We start from the raw sequence: 14,533 nt of genomic DNA, 5'->3' as shown, positions 1-14,533 counted from the left end.
CGCGCTGCGCAGGCTGTCTCCTCGGCCGATTGAAGTCGCAGGAGTAGCACTCCAGCCGATAATTTTCCCGCAAATTATTGATTTAATATTCATTATTGCCCCTCCTCGACCGCAGCCACGGCAGCCCCGCCAACCGGGCGCCCCGCTTGCAACACGAGTCCTCAAAACGCCGCCGCCGGCTGCGTTGGCCGGCCCCTAGACTTGATGACCCCATCTCCACGAGCCGCACTGTGATGCTGCAAGTCGTCTGGTTCAAGCGCGATCTGCGCATTGCCGACCATGCGCCGCTGACGTTGGCTGCGGCAACTGGACCTGTGCTGCCGATCTACCTGATCGAACCGATGCTCTGGCAGCAGCCGGACGCCTCGGGCCGTCACTGGGCGTTCATCCGCGAATCGCTGATCGAGTTGCGCGCCGCGCTCGCCAAGCTCGGCCAGCCGCTGGTGATCCGTCGCGGCGAGGCGGTGGCCGTGTTTGAAGCGCTGCGGGCGAAACGGGGCTCGTTCGTGCTCTGGAGCCATCAGGAAACCGGCAACGACTGGAGCTATGGCCGCGATCTCGCGGTCGGCGCCTGGGCGCGCGAGCAGGGCATCGCCTGGACCGAGATCGCCCAGCAGGGCGTGATCCGCCGGCTCGGCTCGCGCGAAGGCTGGGCACGGCGCTGGGATCGGATGATGTCCGCCGATTGCGCCGAACCACCGGCCAACCTGATGTCGCTCGATGTCGATCCCGGCCCGATGCCGCCACAGCAACTGCCGTGGCTGGCGGCCGATGCCTGCCCAGGCCGCCAGCGCGGTGGCCGCTCGGAAGCACAGCGCACGCTGCACAGCTTTCTCACCGAGCGCGGCGGCCACTATCACCGCGAGTTGTCGAGCCCGCTGACCGCCGCCGAATCCTGCTCGCGGCTGTCGCCACATCTGGCCTGGGGCACGCTGTCGATCCGCGAAACCGCGCAGGCGGCGGCGATGCAGTTGCGGATGCTCGATGCGCAGCCGCGTGATCAGCAAGGCAGCTGGAAGCGCGCGCTGCGGGCGTTCATCGCGCGGCTGCACTGGCACTGCCATTTCATCCAGAAGCTGGAATCCGAACCGCGCCTGGAATTCACCAACACCCATCCGGCGTACGACGGCCTGCGCGAAAACGAGTTCGACGAGGCACGCTTTGCCGCCTGGTGCGAGGGGCGCACCGGCCTGCCCTTCGTCGATGCCTGCATGAAGAGCCTGATCGCCACCGGCTGGATCAACTTCCGGATGCGGGCGATGTTGTGCGCCGTGGCCAGCTACCACCTGTGGCTGCACTGGCAGCGCCCGGCGCTGCATCTGGCGCGGCTGTTCACCGATTACGAACCCGGCATCCACTACCCGCAGATGCAGATGCAGAGCGGCGTCACCGGCATCAACACCATCCGCATCTACAACCCGGTCAAGCAGGGGCTCGATCACGATCCGGACGGCATCTTCATCCGCCGCTGGCTGCCGGAACTTTCGAGGCTGCCAGCGCCGCTGATCCACATGCCGTGGCAGATGGACGAACGCCAGCAGGCCGAGGCCGGCGTTTGGCTCGGCCGCGACTATCCACTGCCGATCGTCGACCCGATAGCCACCGCCCGCGAGGCGCGGGACCGGGTCTGGGCAGTACGCGACGGGGCCGCGTTCCATCGTCAGGCCGAGGTCATCCAGCAGCGTCACGGCAGCCGCAAAGCCGGGCTGCCGCCAACCACCCGGCCGCGCAAGAAAGTGGCGCAGGCACAGCTCGGGCTGGATTTCGAGGACGAGCCCGACGATCGGGCTTGAACCGCTGGCCGCAGACGCTTGCCGCACCGGGACAAGCTGACTACGCTCGCGGCCTGACCGCCGTCATGCGTACAAGCGATCGCTACGACGACAGGACAAGGCGGAAGCTGGTTGAGGTCGAGCAGGCTGATGTTGGGGTTGGGGGGAGCGGGCGTGACCGGCAGCAACTACAAGTATCCGGGCTTCATCAGCTACAGCCATCGCGATCGCAAGGTCGCCGAATGGCTGCATCGCGCGCTCGAAAGCTATCGCGTGCCGAAGCGTCTGGTCGGCAGCGCCGGCCAGTTCGGCCCGGTACCCGCCCGTCTGTATCCGATCTTCCGCGATCGCGAGGAGCTGTCCGCCGGCGCGCTCGCCGAGCAGCTGCGGCAGGCGATCGCGCAAAGCCGCTGCTACATCCTGATCTGCTCGCCGCACGCGGCGACGTCGCGTTGGGTCAACGAAGAAGTCGAACATTTTCTGAACGTCCGCGACCCGGCCAGTCTCCTGTGCCTGATCGTCGACGGCGAACCGAACGCCACCGCCAAGGGTCATCCGGAACGCGAATGCTTTCCGCCGGCACTGCGCAACGCCAAGCTCAACGGCCTGCCGCTGGAGCCGATGGCCGCCCAGCTCGATGACGATGCCGATGGCCGCGACAACGCCCGGCTGAAGATCATCGCCGGCTTGCTCGGCGTCGGCTTCGATGAACTCAAGCGCCGCGATCTGATTGCCCGCAATCGCAGGCTGGCGGTGCTCGCCGGATTGAGCCTTGGCGTTGCGGCGATCACCGTGGCGCTGGCGATCTTCGCCGTGCTCGCCCAGCGCGAAGCCGAGCACAGCCGCCAGCAGGGCGAAGAACTGATCGGCTTCATGCTCGGCGATCTGCGCGGCAAGCTCGAACCGCTCGGCAAGCTCGACATTCTCGATGCCGTCGGCGACCGGGCCACCGCCTACTTCGCCGGCCTCGATCGCGGCAGCGATCCCGGCCCGCGCGCGCTCGGCGCACGCGCCAAGGCACTGCGCCAGATCGGCGAAGTGCGCTTCGCCCAAGGCCGGCCGGCCGATGCGGTGGAAACCCTGTCCGCCGCGCTGAAGCTGCAGCGCGATCTGGTGGCCGCTGCACCGGACGACAACGCGCTGCTGTTCGAGCTGGGCCAGACCGAGTTTTGGGTTGGCTACGCAGGCTGGCGTGCCGGCCAGTTCGATCAGGCGGAAACCAATTTCCTCGCCTACCAGGCCATTTCCCAGAAGCTGGTCGGCCGCGATCCGGCCAATCGCAACTGGCAGATCGAGGTCGCCTATGCGCTGAACAATCTGGCGATCCTCGCTTTCGAACGTCACCGCTACAGCGAAGCGCTGCCGCTGTTCGAGCAGGTGGCCGCGAAAGCGCGCGGGCTGCTCGATAGCAACGAACTGGCGCCTGAAGCGGTCAAGCTGCTCGGCGCCCTGTCCTGGCAGGGTTCGACCCTGCTCCGTCTCGGCCGCAACACAGAAGCGCTCGCCAAACTGCAGGAGCACACCGACCTGCTGCGTGCCCTGGTGCGCAGCCAACCGGACGATCTTCGCCAGCGCTACGAGCTGGTCTTCTCTCTGTCGACCTTGGGTTACACCGCACTCGATACCGGCGATACCGCCGTTGCCCTGAGCGCAGCCGCCGAGGGTGCCGCGCTCGCCAGGCAAATGGTCGATGCCGATCCGACCAATTACGACTATCGCCAGACCGTGCTGATGCATTCGCAGATCGCCGCCAACGCCGAGTTTCAGGCCAACAGGCTGGAGGCTGCGGCGAGCGAAAATGCGGCATCGTTCCGAGCACTGAAAGACCTGCTCTCTAACGACGGGACCAATCATGAAACCCGTCGTCGCTACATGACAGCAGCAGCGCTTGCGTACGAGATCGCCTGGCTGCAGCGCGATGCTGCCAAGGCCCGGTCGGTAGCCGACGAGGCCTTGAGCTTCGTCGGCAACGTCCTTCCGGATGCGAAGCCGGATCGCATCGACTACGCGCAGGCGCATCTGTATGCGCTGGAACTGGCGGTCTATGAAGATCACAACGACGCGGCGGCTCAAGTTCATCGTGCAGCGGCGCGGGCCGCGCTGACCGACACGGACGACAACAAGGCGGATGACCTGCATGCAAGCGCACGTCTTCGTGCCCTGCTGGGCTTGATGAGTGGCGCAGATCACATTCCAGACGCAGCGCTGCCAAACACCAAGGCACCGTGGACCTACAGTGTGCAGCGCTTTATCGACCGCCATTGCGGCAAGCGAAATGCACCACTCAGTGCGCAGCTGTGCAGCCAGTACTCACCGGATGCACGCCATCCAAGCCTATCGAAAACCGGAGTTGATCCATGATCAAGCTTTTCCCGCCGAGACAGAATTTCCCGAAGCTCCTCACGCTGCCCGCAATCCGCAGCGGCAATGACAGCGGCATCGGCATCGTCAAGCTGATCTGGGCCAGAAAGCGCGCCGACGCCGATACGGTCACCTACAAGATGACGCCCGCCGCCGCCAAGCTCTACAAATTCAATCCGACCCGGCCGGTGCGCTTCGATGTGGCCGGCGTGGACCGCAGCAGCGCGATCAGCTGGGACCTGGAGCCGAACAAAATCACGATCACCGTCAACCCCGACGACAACGCCTGGGAAACCGGCAAGGCCACGTTCTATTTTCTCGGCATCAACGGCACCCCGAACCCGCCGGACTTCGACCCGACGATCAGCAATAGCGGAGGACCACGATACTGATGGCGCATGGGTCTATCGACGCCTCATCGGCATCAGAGAAGCTTTGCCGTAACAGGTGGACAATGACGCCACGTTCACGGTGATCCTCCGGAGTCCCACGTTGCGCAACTTCCGCTACTTCGACTTTCTGATGGCCGGCACGGTAGCCGTGCTGCTGTGCTCGAACCTGATCGGCCCGGCCAAGGCCTGCATCGTCACCCTGCCGGTGATCGGCATCGTCACCTTCGGTGCCGGCAATCTGTTCTTCCCGATCAGCTACATCTTCGGCGACGTGATGACCGAGGTGTACGGCTACGCGCGTGCCCGGCGTGCGATCTGGGCCGGCTTCGGCGCCATGATCTTCGCAACGTTCATGAGCGCGATCGTCGTTGGCATGCCGGCGAGCCCGACCAGCGACTACAACAAGGTTCTGCAGCCGGCGCTGGAAACGGTGTTCGGCAATACCTGGCGCATCGTTGTCGCCAGCATGGTCGCCTACTGGGTCGGCGACTTCGTCAATTCCTTCGTGATGGCGAAGATGAAGATCTGGAGCGAAGGCCGGCATCTGTGGATGCGCACCATCGGCTCGACGATCTGCGGCCAGGGCATCGACAGCCTGCTGTTCTATCCGATCGCGTTCTACAGCCTGCTCGACAACGCGACCCTGGCTTCGCTGATGGTCTTCAACGTGCTGTTCAAGATCGGCGTCGAAGTGGCGTTCACGCCGGCCACCTATTGGGTGGTCAATGCGCTGAAGCGCGCCGAAGGCGTCGACACCTACGATCGCGACATCTCGTTCTCGCCGTTCTCGCTGAAGGATGAAGGCGAGACCCAAACGGTCAAGTAGTCGCGACACGGCAGCCCTCATTCAGCGGGCGTTCGGGTTCGAACTGCGACGGTGGCCGATCGTTGCCCCAACCCCGTTTCTACCAACTGTCACTCGGGACCATCCGCATGAGTTTGTCTTTCAAAGCGTCTGCTCGTCTGTTTGCGCCCCTGCTGTTCGGCTTCTCCGCGCTGCAAGCCGCTCAGGCCGGCGGCACCGCCACCGTGCTGGCCGGCGAGGATTTCAGCCAGCCCAGCTTGCAGGTCGTGCGTTCGAGCATCGAGTTCGATGGCACCGCCCATGTCCGTGTGCAGGCCGAGAACCGTCGCGAGGGTTATCTGATCGTCCGTGACAACGTGCCCTACGCGATCACCGCGCTTGAAGGCCAGCCGATCGTGCTCAATTTCGCGCAGATGATGCAGACCATGGGCGGCATGGCGCGCAGCCTGGCGCCGCGCTCGCTGATCACCGACGGCCGCTACGTGAACCTGACCGGACCGGGCGCGATCGAGACCATCGCCGGTTTCTCGGGCAGAGTCTGGGAGCTGACCACGGTCAACAAGGCCGGCCGTCAGCGGGTCGACGAAATGGTGCTGACCAATGATCCGAAAGTGCGCGAGCTGACCGACGCGATGCTCAGCACCGGCCGCCTGCTGGCGCGCTCGCTGCCGGAACTTGACGCCAACGCCAACGAGCGTCTGGCTGCCGAACTGAAGCAGCGCGGCACTGGCATCCTCAGAGTCGGCCGCAGTTTCAGGCTCGAGAAACTCGATACCGCAACGCCGCCGCCATCGCGTTTCGCGCTACCCGCCGAACCGACCGTGCTGCCCGATCTGCGTTCGTTCGGTGGGCTGTTCGGGAAATAGTTTCAGGCGATCTTCGGCACGCCGAAGATCCAGCCTTCCGCCTCGCCGGCACCGGCCGCCCACAGCGCCGGCTTGCTGGCGGCTTCGCGCAGACCGGCCGCAGTGACCAGCGCGTCGGCCTGGTGATCATCGAACTCGACGCTTGCCGAACTGGCGGCCTTGGCCGGTGACAGTCCGATGCTGGCCAGCGCGTTCAGCACGTGGTTGATGTCCTCGCGGCTGCGCAGCTTGGCATTGCCGAAGCCGGCCTTGCGGATGTACAGGCGCGGATAGATTTCGACGCAGACCGAGCGGCGATCCTGTCCGGCGGACGTATCGAACGGCCAGATCGCGACCCGCTCACGCACCTGTGTTTCCAGGCGATGCAGCAGGCGCATGCCGGCCAGCGCGCCCTTGCCGACCTGCTTCGCGCCGATCAGCTGGAACGGCGTCTGCGGATTGCCAAGCCCGGCCTCGCGGCAGGCGGTTTCGGCGCTGCGCGGCTGTTCGTTCCAGCCCTTGGGCTGCGGGCCGGCGGTCCAGAAACGTCGATCGCCCTCCGCGTAGGCGCGGCCCAGCAAGTCCGGCTCGGCCGCGCAGCGAGCTTCGACTTCCGCCCACAGCACTGAAGCAGCGCGGCCATCGCCAGGCAGATGGAAGGCGAAGTCGAACCCGACCAGCAGCCGCTGCGGACGCGCCAGTTCGGCACGCAGCCAGTCGAGCACGCTGCTCCGCGTCCAGGTCTTGCCCGGCGGCTTGACCAGCTGCGGCGCGGCGCGTCCCGCCGCACAGCGGGCGACGGCGATGCCGGCATAGCCCGGCTGCGCGGCGCCGGACCAGTCGATGCCGACATAGCTGTCGAACTCGCAGTCAATCGCAGCAGGGATCGTTGCCAAGCTCAGTTCGCCGGCAGCGGAATGAACTCGTGTTCCTCCGGCACCTGGCCGAATGGGCCGTGCTGACCGCTTTCCTGACCATAGGCGAGCCAGTCGCGCTTGCCCTGCTCGATGCGCTCGGCACGCGTCGACACCAGGTTCCACCAGATCTGGCGCTCCTCGGGCAGACGGGCACCGCCGAGCAGCATCACCCGGCTTTCAACGTCGGCGACGACGATCGCTTCCGCACCGGGCACCAGCACCGCCAGCTCGCCGGGCTCGAAGCGCTCGCCGCCGATGGTCACGGCGCCGCTGACCACGTAGACGGCGCGCTCTTCGTGCTCGTCGGTCATGGTCAGCCGGATGCCGCTTGGCAGTTCGGCTGCAAGGTAGAAAGTTGGCGAGCGCACCTCGACCGGCGAGCAGCGGCCGTAGGCGTGGCCGGCGATCAAGCGCAGGCTGGCGCCCTCTTGCTCGAAGGCCGGCAGGCTGGCCGCCGGGTGATGGACGAAGGCCGGCGCGCATTCCTCGTCGACCACCGGCAGCGCCACCCAGCTCTGGATGCCGTGCACCGCGTAGCCGCTGGCGCGATCGTCCGGATGGGTGCGCTCGGAGTGGACGATGCCGCGCCCGGCGGTCATCCAGTTGACGTCGCCCGGCGTGATGTCCTGCAGGGTGCCTAGGCTGTCGCGATGGCGGATGCGGCCTTCGAACAGATAGGTGACCGTGGCCAGGCCGATATGCGGATGCGGCCGCACATCCATGCCGCTGCCGGCAGCGAAGCTCGCCGGGCCCATCTCGTCGAAGAAGATGAACGGGCCGACCATCTTGCGATGGGCGATCGGCAGCACCCGCTTGACCGAGAAACCGCCGAGATCGCGGCTGCGGCCGGCGATGCGGTCGAGGATGCAACTGGACGCGGCGCTTGAAGACGAATTCATCGATCGAACATTCCGAAGGGGATGCCGAATGATAGGCGCTAGGTGGCGTCTTCAGGCGTCGTCGGTGGCGGCTCCGGCTTCGTCGGCAACGGCGTCGGGTTCAGCGCCTGATCGAGCACCGCCTGCGGCGGGAAATTCCATTCCCCGATGTCCAGGCCATCGCGCTTCATGAGGTCGCGCAGTCGCGCCAGCCGCACCGGCCCGCCGGTGGTCGACACCACGGCCGTGCCGCGCCGGGTGACCAGCACTTCCAGCCGCTGCAGCAGATTCATGCGATCGCGCATGCGATTGCCGGACGGCGCGCGTGATGTCGCCCAGGACGCGGCCGGCAGCCAGATATCGTTGGGCACGCAGAGCGCGCCTTCGCCATCGAGCACCACCAGCGCGAAATCACGAAAGCGGCGTACCTGGCCGTTGCCGATCGCGGCTTCGAGGATGGTCTTGGGAACGTTCAGGGGCATGAGTCATTATCGGTGCAGAACGAGCTCGACGAGCTCCAGCAAAAAGCCCGGCAGGAGCCGGGCTTTCGAACAGCGTGCGACAAGCTGCCGATCACTCGTACTAGCGCTTCTTGCGCTGACCTTTGTGCTTGCCGTTGTCATGATGGTGATGCTCGTGGCGATCGTTCTCGACCCGACTGCGACGATCGTCGCGACCGTTGTCAGAGCCCGCATTGACGCCAATACCGGCGCCCAGCGCGCCGCCCAATGCGCCACCGACGATGGCGCCATCACGGCCGCCCACCGAATCACCGACCGCGGCACCGGCACCGCCGCCGATGGCGCCACCGATGACAGCGTTCGTCGTATCGCCAGCGTAGGCGGTGCCGGACAGCAAGGCGGCCAAGGCCAACGCAGCAGCAAATTTACGGTTCATCGAAATCTCCTCATTTCTTCTGGAATGGCCAGCCGCAATCAGTCGTTGCAGTAACGGTCGTGGCGATGATTGCGGCCATTGTCGCGGCCGCGATCGTAACCGCGATATTCGACATAGCGGGGCTGGTAACGCGGCTGGTAGCTGCGCTCGTAGCGACCGTCGTAACGGTTGTCATAGCGACGGTTGTCGTAGCGATTGTCATAGCGGGCATCGTAACGACGATCGTCGTTGCGACGGCCGCTCTGGTTGCCGATCGACGCACCGACCAGGCCGCCGACGGCACCGCCGACCACTGCGCCATCACGTCCACCCACCGAGTCGCCGATGGCGACCCCGGCCGCAGCACCGATCACCGCGCCGAGGATGGCGTTGCCACGGTTGCCGGCCGAAGCCGGAATGCTGGTGGCCGCGCCGAGCAGCAAGGCGGTTGCAATGAAGGTCTTGAACATGACGTGACTCCTGTTTCCGTGATCCGCTGACCGACGCGGATTCGCGTCGTGCTGGGCACAGATTGCAGAGGTCGCGCTGAATCAGAACTGAACTCCTTGCGCGACCGACCAACGGTCAGCCGCGCAAGGAAAAGCTTCAGACACTCGGCGGCTTCTTCGCCTTCGGGCGCGAGGTTGCGCCGGCTTCATATGGCGTCTTCGCCGGCGGTGCGCCCGGCCGGCTCAGCTTGAGCTGACGACCTACGACCCAGACCTTCTGCAGGTCACGGAAGATTTCCTTCGGCATGCCGGCCGGCAGATCGACGAGGCTGTACTCGTTCTCGATCTCGATGCGGCCGATGAAGCTCGACTCGACACCGGCTTCATTGGCGATCGCGCCGACGATGTTACCCGGCTTGACGCCATGGACATGGCCGACTTCGACGCGGAAGGTTTCCATCGGCACCGATTCTTCACGCGGCGCGCGCTTCGGGCGCGGCGTCTCTTCACTGCGCGCAGCGAACGAGGGCGCCCCGGCCAGCGAGGCTGACGGCGAACTGCGCTCGGGACGTTCCGTGCGTTCGGAACGGGCCGGCCGTTCGCTGCTGCGTTCGTAGGGCGCAGCGCCGGTGCTGCTGCCTGCTTCCGGACGCGGACGCGCCGGGCGGGCCGGACGCTCGCCGCGCTCGGCAGACGCGCTGCGATCGTATTCGCGACGCGGCGGCGGGCTGTAGCTCGACGGCGAGGACGATGACTCGACGCTGTAGCTGCGCGGCTTCGGCAGTTCCTGCACGTCGTCGAGCAGCAACGAGGCATCGCCCTGCACCAGCTTGGCCAGCGCGCAGGCGATCTCGATCGCCGGGATGTTCTTCTCGCGCTCGAAGGCTTCGATGATCGGCCGGAACGGTTCGAGACCGCCGCTGGCCAGCGCATCGGAAATCTTCTGCGTGAAGCGGGCGATGCGCTGGGTGTTGACCGCTTCGACCGACGGCAACTCCATCGGCGTGATCGGCTGGCGCGTGGCGCGTTCGATCAGTTTCAGCATGTGCCGCTCGCGCGGCGCGACGAACAGGATCGCTTCGCCCGAGCGCCCGGCGCGGCCGGTGCGGCCGATGCGGTGCACGTAGCTTTCGGTATCGGTCGGGATGTCGTAGTTGAAGACGTGGCTGATGCGCTCCACGTCGAGACCGCGGGCGGCGACATCGGTGGCGACGACGATGTCGAGACGGCCATCCTTCAAACGGTTCACGGTCAGCTCGCGGGCGCGCTGTTCCATGTCGCCGTTGAGCGCAGCGACGTTGTAGCCGCGCGCTTCGAGCTTGTCCGCCAGTTCCTGGGTCGCCGCCTTGGTGCGGGCGAAGATGATCATGCCGTCGAAGCATTCGGCTTCGAGGATGCGGGTCAGCGCATCGAGCTTCTGCATGCCCGACACCAGCCAGTAGCGCTGGCGGATGTTGGTCGCGGTGGAGGTCTTCGACTTGATCGTGACTTCGGCCGGGTCCTTCAGATAGGTCTGGGCGATGCGGCGGATGACCGCCGGCATGGTTGCCGAGAACAGCGCCACCTGGCGCTCCGGCGGGGTTTCCTTGAGGACGAATTCGACGTCCTCGATGAAGCCCATGCGCAGCATTTCGTCGGCTTCGTCGAGCACCAGGCACTTGATCTGCGACAGATCCAGCGTGCCGCGCTTCATGTGATCGAGCACGCGGCCCGGCGTGCCGACGACGACATGCACACCGCGCTTCAGCGCCGACAGCTGCGGGCCATAGCTCTGGCCACCGTAGATCGGCAGCACGTGGAAGCCGGGAATCTTCGCGGCGTACTTCTGGAAGGCTTCGGCAACCTGGATCGCCAGTTCGCGCGTCGGCGCCAGCACCAGCGCCTGCGGCAGACGCTGCTCGGAATCGAGCTTGGACAGGATCGGCAGCGCGAAGGCGGCGGTCTTGCCGGTACCGGTCTGCGCCTGGCCGAGGACATCGCGGCCGGCGAGCAGATGCGGAATGGTGGCGCCCTGAATCGGCGAAGGAGACTCGTAACCGACTGCGTCGAGCGCAGAAAGCACCGGTTCGGAAAGCGCGAGATCGCGGAACGTGACGGAAACTTCAGCAGCCGGTTCGGACATGTCGATACCTGAAAGAGACACTCGCGCACGAGCGTCCGGGTCTTGGGGGAGGCCAGTTGAAAGGCCGGCGAACGCCCGCAAGAACAGCGGCACTCGAATGACGGCGCGATTTTACTCGCTTGTGGGCCCAGCCATCGGCGAGCGGCGAAATGTGAAGGCAGATGGCTGGTCTGCAAGAGGCCACACACTCGCGCCGTGAAATATTCGCGACGGCCGTCACGATGGAATTTTGGCATCGTCCCACGGTCTTCAAATCAGCCTTCCGCCTTGGAAGTCGCACAACATTTCCACGCTTCCTTCGAGGCTCGATCATGCAAGCAGGCAGCTGTCTCTGCGGCAGCATCCGCTACCAATTCGATGGCGAGGTCACGCGCATCGGCCTCTGCCATTGCGCGATGTGCCGCAAGGCCAGCGGCACCGCGTTCGCGGCCAACGCGCCGGTGCCGCGTGACCAGTTCCGCCTGCTCTCGGGCAGCGAGCTGCTGAAGGCCTACGCCTCCAGCCCCGGCAAGAAGCGCTGGTTCTGCTCGAACTGCGGCTCGCCGGTGTACAGCGAATCGGCGAGCTATCCGGAACTCGTACGCATCCGCCTCGGCTCGCTCGACCAGCCGGCCGGCCGGACACCGGACTACCACTACCTGCTCGGCGCCAAGGCCGATTGGGACACCACGAACGACGAGTTGCCGCGCTTCGGTGACTGAGCGCCGCACGCGGTGAAGCGCTTCGCCGCCCTCTATGCGCGGCTGGACGAGACGCGCGCCACCTCGGCGAAAGTCGAAGCGATGCGCACCTACTTCGCCGCCACGCCGCCTGCCGATGCCGCCTGGGGCCTGTACTTCCTGACCGGGGAGCGGCTGAAACGCCTGATCGCGCCGACCCAGTTGCGCGCCTGGATCGGCGACGCCACCGGCCTGTCGCCGACAGTGATCGAGGAGTGCTACGCCCATGTCGGCGATCTCGCCGAAACCCTGGCGTTGCTGCTCGATCGCGCCGACCGACCTGCGCCGATCGAGCGCGGCCTGGCGGAATGGGTCGCCTGGCTGATGGCGCTGCGCGACCGTCCGCCGGACGAGCAGCGCGCCGCCCTGATCGAGGTCTGGGCAGGGCTGGAGCTTCCCGAGTGCTTTCTGTTCAACAAGCTGCTGACCGGCTCGCTGCGCGTCGGCGTGTCGTCCGGTCTCGCGGCTCGCGCGCTGGCGGCGCATGCCGGCTTGCCCGACAGCTTGATTGCACAACGACTCATGGCCCAGCAAGGCGGCCACTGGCAGCCTTCGGCAGACGCGTTCGCAGCACTGCTCGCACCGGGCACGACCGAAGCCCATCCCTCGCAGCCGTATCCGTTCTGCCTCGCGAGTCCGGTGGAAGACGCAGCGGATGGCGTCTGGCAGGACGGCCTGCCGTCGGGGCTCGGGCCGGTTGCCGACTGGCTCGCCGAATGGAAATGGGATGGCATTCGCGGCCAGCTGATCCGGCGCGCCGGGCAGAGCTTTCTGTGGTCGCGTGGCGAAGAACTGCTCAACGGCCGCTTCCCGGAAATCGAAACCGCCGCCGCGCTGTTACCGGACGGCACCGTGCTGGACGGCGAAATCCTCGCTCACGATGGCAGCCAGGTGCTGCCGTTCGCCAAGCTGCAGACCCGCATCGGCCGCAAGATCGTCGGCAAGAAATTGCTCGCCGACGCGCCGGTCGCGTTCGTCGCCTACGACCTGCTCGAATGGCAGGGCGCGGACTGGCGGGCGCGGCCGCTGGCCGAGCGACGCGCGCAGCTGGAGATGATCGTCGCGCAGCTCGCCGCACCGCGGCTACGGCTTTCCGAATGTCTTATAGCCAAGGACTGGAGCAGCCTCGCCGCGCAGCGCGCCGAAGCTCGCGAACGCGGCGTCGAAGGCCTGATGCTGAAGCGGCTCGATTCCGGCTATCAGGCCGGCCGCCGGCGTGGCGCCTGGTGGAAGTGGAAGCTCGACGCGATGAGCATCGACTGTGTGCTCGTCTACGCCCAGGCCGGTCATGGCCGGCGCGCCAATCTCTATACCGATTACACGCTCGCCGTCTGGGCCGGCCCGCTGCCCGGCGAAGGCGCGCTGCTGCCGGTGGCGAAGGCCTACTCCGGTCTGACCGATGCCGAGCTGACCAAGATGGATCACTGGATCAAGCAGCACACGCGAGAGAAGTTCGGCCCGGTGCGCAGCGTCGACGCCAGCCCCGAGATCGGGCAGGTTTTCGAGATCGCCTTCGAAGGCATTCAGGCTTCGTCGCGGCACAAGGCCGGCATCGCGCTGCGCTTTCCACGCATCGCGCGCTGGCGAACCGATAAAAAATCAACAGATGCCAACACCCTCGATGACCTGAAGATGTTCCTGAAACGCTGACGGTCCCCTTGCCCGGGGTCGCCAGCCGTGTCGGCGGCAAGGCTCATGTGAGCCGGGTCATGTTTGCAGCCACTGCGCTTCCACTTGCCCGAAAAAGGGCTGAAGACTTGTGAGCCACATCTCTGATTCGAGGTGGCGCCATCAGCACACCGGGCGTAAGTTCGGCGTTCGGCGCTAGGGGCGTCGCAGACAAAAAAAGCGGCATCAGAATCGGAGAACGCGACATGGCCAGACGCAGTCGGCTCGGCGGTCCTTCCTTGGTTGATGGCATCAACGAGCGGATCTTGACCCCGCGCCGCGCGGTCAAGATCCAACCGCTGGCGAAGCTCACCGATCTGCTGGTTCGACAACCCGAGCTGCGCACCGATCTGGAACTGGTGAAAGTGCCGCGCCTGCCGCTGCTGCCGCGCCCGAAGCGGCAATGGGTACTACGCTCCGAAGACTTCCTGTCGCTGCAGGTCGAGCTGATCAACCTGCAGCCCAAGACCGGTGGCGGACCGGGCCTCAACCCGGCCGTGCTGGTGCCGGCAGGCGCCGGGCCGAGCTACCTGGTGCTGCACTTCGGGCCGCAGTCGATCGCCGAACAGGTGTTCTTCGATCAGCCCTCGCTGCCCACCACGGACGCGCATCTGCAGCGCCCGCTAGCGGCTCCGCCAGCCGCCCCCGCACAACGGCCCGTCGAACAGGCGAGCGATGCGCCTGTCGGCAAGGAGGAGCCGACGGCTCCCCCGATCCGCTCACGGCTGT

The 14,533-nt window shown here is 66.0% G+C and carries 14 protein-coding genes; 8 read left to right on the top strand and 6 right to left on the bottom strand.

Features of this window, described 5'->3' with window-relative positions:
• The first annotated feature begins 233 nt into the window (after positions 1 to 233).
• The 5 genes from Q0D45_RS00180 to Q0D45_RS00160 all read left to right on the top strand — a co-directional run bounded on the left by Q0D45_RS00180 (position 234) and on the right by Q0D45_RS00160 (position 6,196).
• Positions 234 to 1,793 (top strand): deoxyribodipyrimidine photo-lyase, encoded by a 1,560-nt coding sequence (locus Q0D45_RS00180; protein ID WP_293387069.1) that lies wholly within the window; start codon positions 234 to 236, stop codon positions 1,791 to 1,793.
• A 153-nt stretch (positions 1,794 to 1,946) separates the two neighbouring features.
• On the top strand, positions 1,947 to 4,133 hold the full coding sequence (locus tag Q0D45_RS00175) for a toll/interleukin-1 receptor domain-containing protein (protein ID WP_293387067.1): 2,187 nt from the start codon (positions 1,947 to 1,949) through the stop codon (positions 4,131 to 4,133).
• Complete coding sequence (locus Q0D45_RS00170; protein WP_293387065.1) at positions 4,130 to 4,525, top strand: hypothetical protein; 396 nt, start codon at positions 4,130 to 4,132, stop codon at positions 4,523 to 4,525. Before Q0D45_RS00175 ends, Q0D45_RS00170 begins: the two co-directional genes overlap by 4 nt.
• A 130-nt stretch (positions 4,526 to 4,655) precedes the next feature.
• Positions 4,656 to 5,351 carry a queuosine precursor transporter gene (locus tag Q0D45_RS00165; protein WP_366946289.1) on the top strand — a complete coding sequence of 232 codons (696 nt, stop codon included), beginning with the start codon at positions 4,656 to 4,658 and terminating at the stop codon, positions 5,349 to 5,351.
• 107 nt (positions 5,352 to 5,458) lie between these two features.
• Positions 5,459 to 6,196, top strand: a complete 738-nt coding sequence (locus Q0D45_RS00160) for a hypothetical protein (protein WP_293387061.1) — start codon at positions 5,459 to 5,461, stop codon at positions 6,194 to 6,196.
• 2 nt (positions 6,197 to 6,198) lie between these two features.
• Here Q0D45_RS00160 and Q0D45_RS00155 read toward each other — a convergent pair whose 3' ends face one another.
• From Q0D45_RS00155 to Q0D45_RS00130, 6 genes are all read right to left on the bottom strand, one after another.
• Entirely contained in the window at positions 6,199 to 7,071 is an 873-nt protein-coding gene (locus Q0D45_RS00155) for a hypothetical protein (RefSeq protein WP_293387059.1), read from the bottom strand.
• A gap of 2 nt (positions 7,072 to 7,073) precedes the next feature.
• The gene (locus Q0D45_RS00150; protein ID WP_293387057.1) at positions 7,074 to 7,991 is read right to left on the bottom strand and encodes a pirin family protein; all 918 of its coding nucleotides are present in this window, start codon (positions 7,989 to 7,991) and stop codon (positions 7,074 to 7,076) included.
• Between the two features lie 38 nt (positions 7,992 to 8,029).
• Positions 8,030 to 8,452 carry a hypothetical protein gene (locus Q0D45_RS00145; RefSeq protein ID WP_293387055.1) on the bottom strand — a complete coding sequence of 141 codons (423 nt, stop codon included), beginning with the start codon at positions 8,450 to 8,452 and terminating at the stop codon, positions 8,030 to 8,032.
• A 100-nt stretch (positions 8,453 to 8,552) separates the two neighbouring features.
• Positions 8,553 to 8,867 carry a hypothetical protein gene (locus Q0D45_RS00140; RefSeq protein WP_293387054.1) on the bottom strand — a complete coding sequence of 105 codons (315 nt, stop codon included), beginning with the start codon at positions 8,865 to 8,867 and terminating at the stop codon, positions 8,553 to 8,555.
• 38 nt (positions 8,868 to 8,905) lie between these two features.
• Entirely contained in the window at positions 8,906 to 9,316 is a 411-nt protein-coding gene (locus tag Q0D45_RS00135; RefSeq protein WP_293387053.1) for a glycine zipper domain-containing protein, read from the bottom strand.
• Between the two features lie 136 nt (positions 9,317 to 9,452).
• Positions 9,453 to 11,417: a DEAD/DEAH box helicase gene (locus Q0D45_RS00130; protein ID WP_293387051.1), complete on the bottom strand. Its 1,965-nt coding sequence runs from the start codon at positions 11,415 to 11,417 to the stop codon at positions 9,453 to 9,455.
• 311 nt (positions 11,418 to 11,728) lie between these two features.
• On the opposite strand from Q0D45_RS00130, the gene Q0D45_RS00125 reads away from it, so the two are divergent.
• The 3 genes from Q0D45_RS00125 to Q0D45_RS00115 all read left to right on the top strand — a co-directional run.
• Complete coding sequence (locus Q0D45_RS00125) at positions 11,729 to 12,118, top strand: GFA family protein (RefSeq protein WP_293387049.1); 390 nt, start codon at positions 11,729 to 11,731, stop codon at positions 12,116 to 12,118.
• A 12-nt stretch (positions 12,119 to 12,130) separates the two neighbouring features.
• The gene (locus tag Q0D45_RS00120) at positions 12,131 to 13,786 is read left to right on the top strand and encodes an ATP-dependent DNA ligase (protein ID WP_293387047.1); all 1,656 of its coding nucleotides are present in this window, start codon (positions 12,131 to 12,133) and stop codon (positions 13,784 to 13,786) included.
• A 224-nt stretch (positions 13,787 to 14,010) separates the two neighbouring features.
• On the top strand, positions 14,011 to 14,533 hold a 523-nt coding region (locus Q0D45_RS00115), incomplete at its 3' end, for a hypothetical protein (protein WP_293387045.1).

The sequence above is a fragment of the Nevskia sp. genome, from assembly GCF_023266035.1.
Classification (GTDB): Bacteria; Pseudomonadota; Gammaproteobacteria; order Nevskiales; family Nevskiaceae; genus Nevskia.
Note: the sequence above shows the minus strand (reverse complement) of the source record. Positions and strands in the feature narration are given on the sequence as shown.

Coding starts and splice junctions, on each gene's coding strand:
- Q0D45_RS00180 (WP_293387069.1), top strand. CDS start 234: ATGCTGCAAGTCGTCTGGTTCAAGCGCGATCTGCGCATTGCCGACCAT.
- Q0D45_RS00170 (WP_293387065.1), top strand. CDS start 4,130: ATGATCAAGCTTTTCCCGCCGAGACAGAATTTCCCGAAGCTCCTCACG.
- Q0D45_RS00165 (WP_366946289.1), top strand. CDS start 4,656: ATGGCCGGCACGGTAGCCGTGCTGCTGTGCTCGAACCTGATCGGCCCG.
- Q0D45_RS00160 (WP_293387061.1), top strand. CDS start 5,459: ATGAGTTTGTCTTTCAAAGCGTCTGCTCGTCTGTTTGCGCCCCTGCTG.
- Q0D45_RS00150 (WP_293387057.1), bottom strand. CDS start 7,991: ATGAATTCGTCTTCAAGCGCCGCGTCCAGTTGCATCCTCGACCGCATC.
- Q0D45_RS00145 (WP_293387055.1), bottom strand. CDS start 8,452: ATGCCCCTGAACGTTCCCAAGACCATCCTCGAAGCCGCGATCGGCAAC.
- Q0D45_RS00140 (WP_293387054.1), bottom strand. CDS start 8,867: ATGAACCGTAAATTTGCTGCTGCGTTGGCCTTGGCCGCCTTGCTGTCC.
- Q0D45_RS00135 (WP_293387053.1), bottom strand. CDS start 9,316: ATGTTCAAGACCTTCATTGCAACCGCCTTGCTGCTCGGCGCGGCCACC.
- Q0D45_RS00130 (WP_293387051.1), bottom strand. CDS start 11,417: ATGTCCGAACCGGCTGCTGAAGTTTCCGTCACGTTCCGCGATCTCGCG.
- Q0D45_RS00125 (WP_293387049.1), top strand. CDS start 11,729: ATGCAAGCAGGCAGCTGTCTCTGCGGCAGCATCCGCTACCAATTCGAT.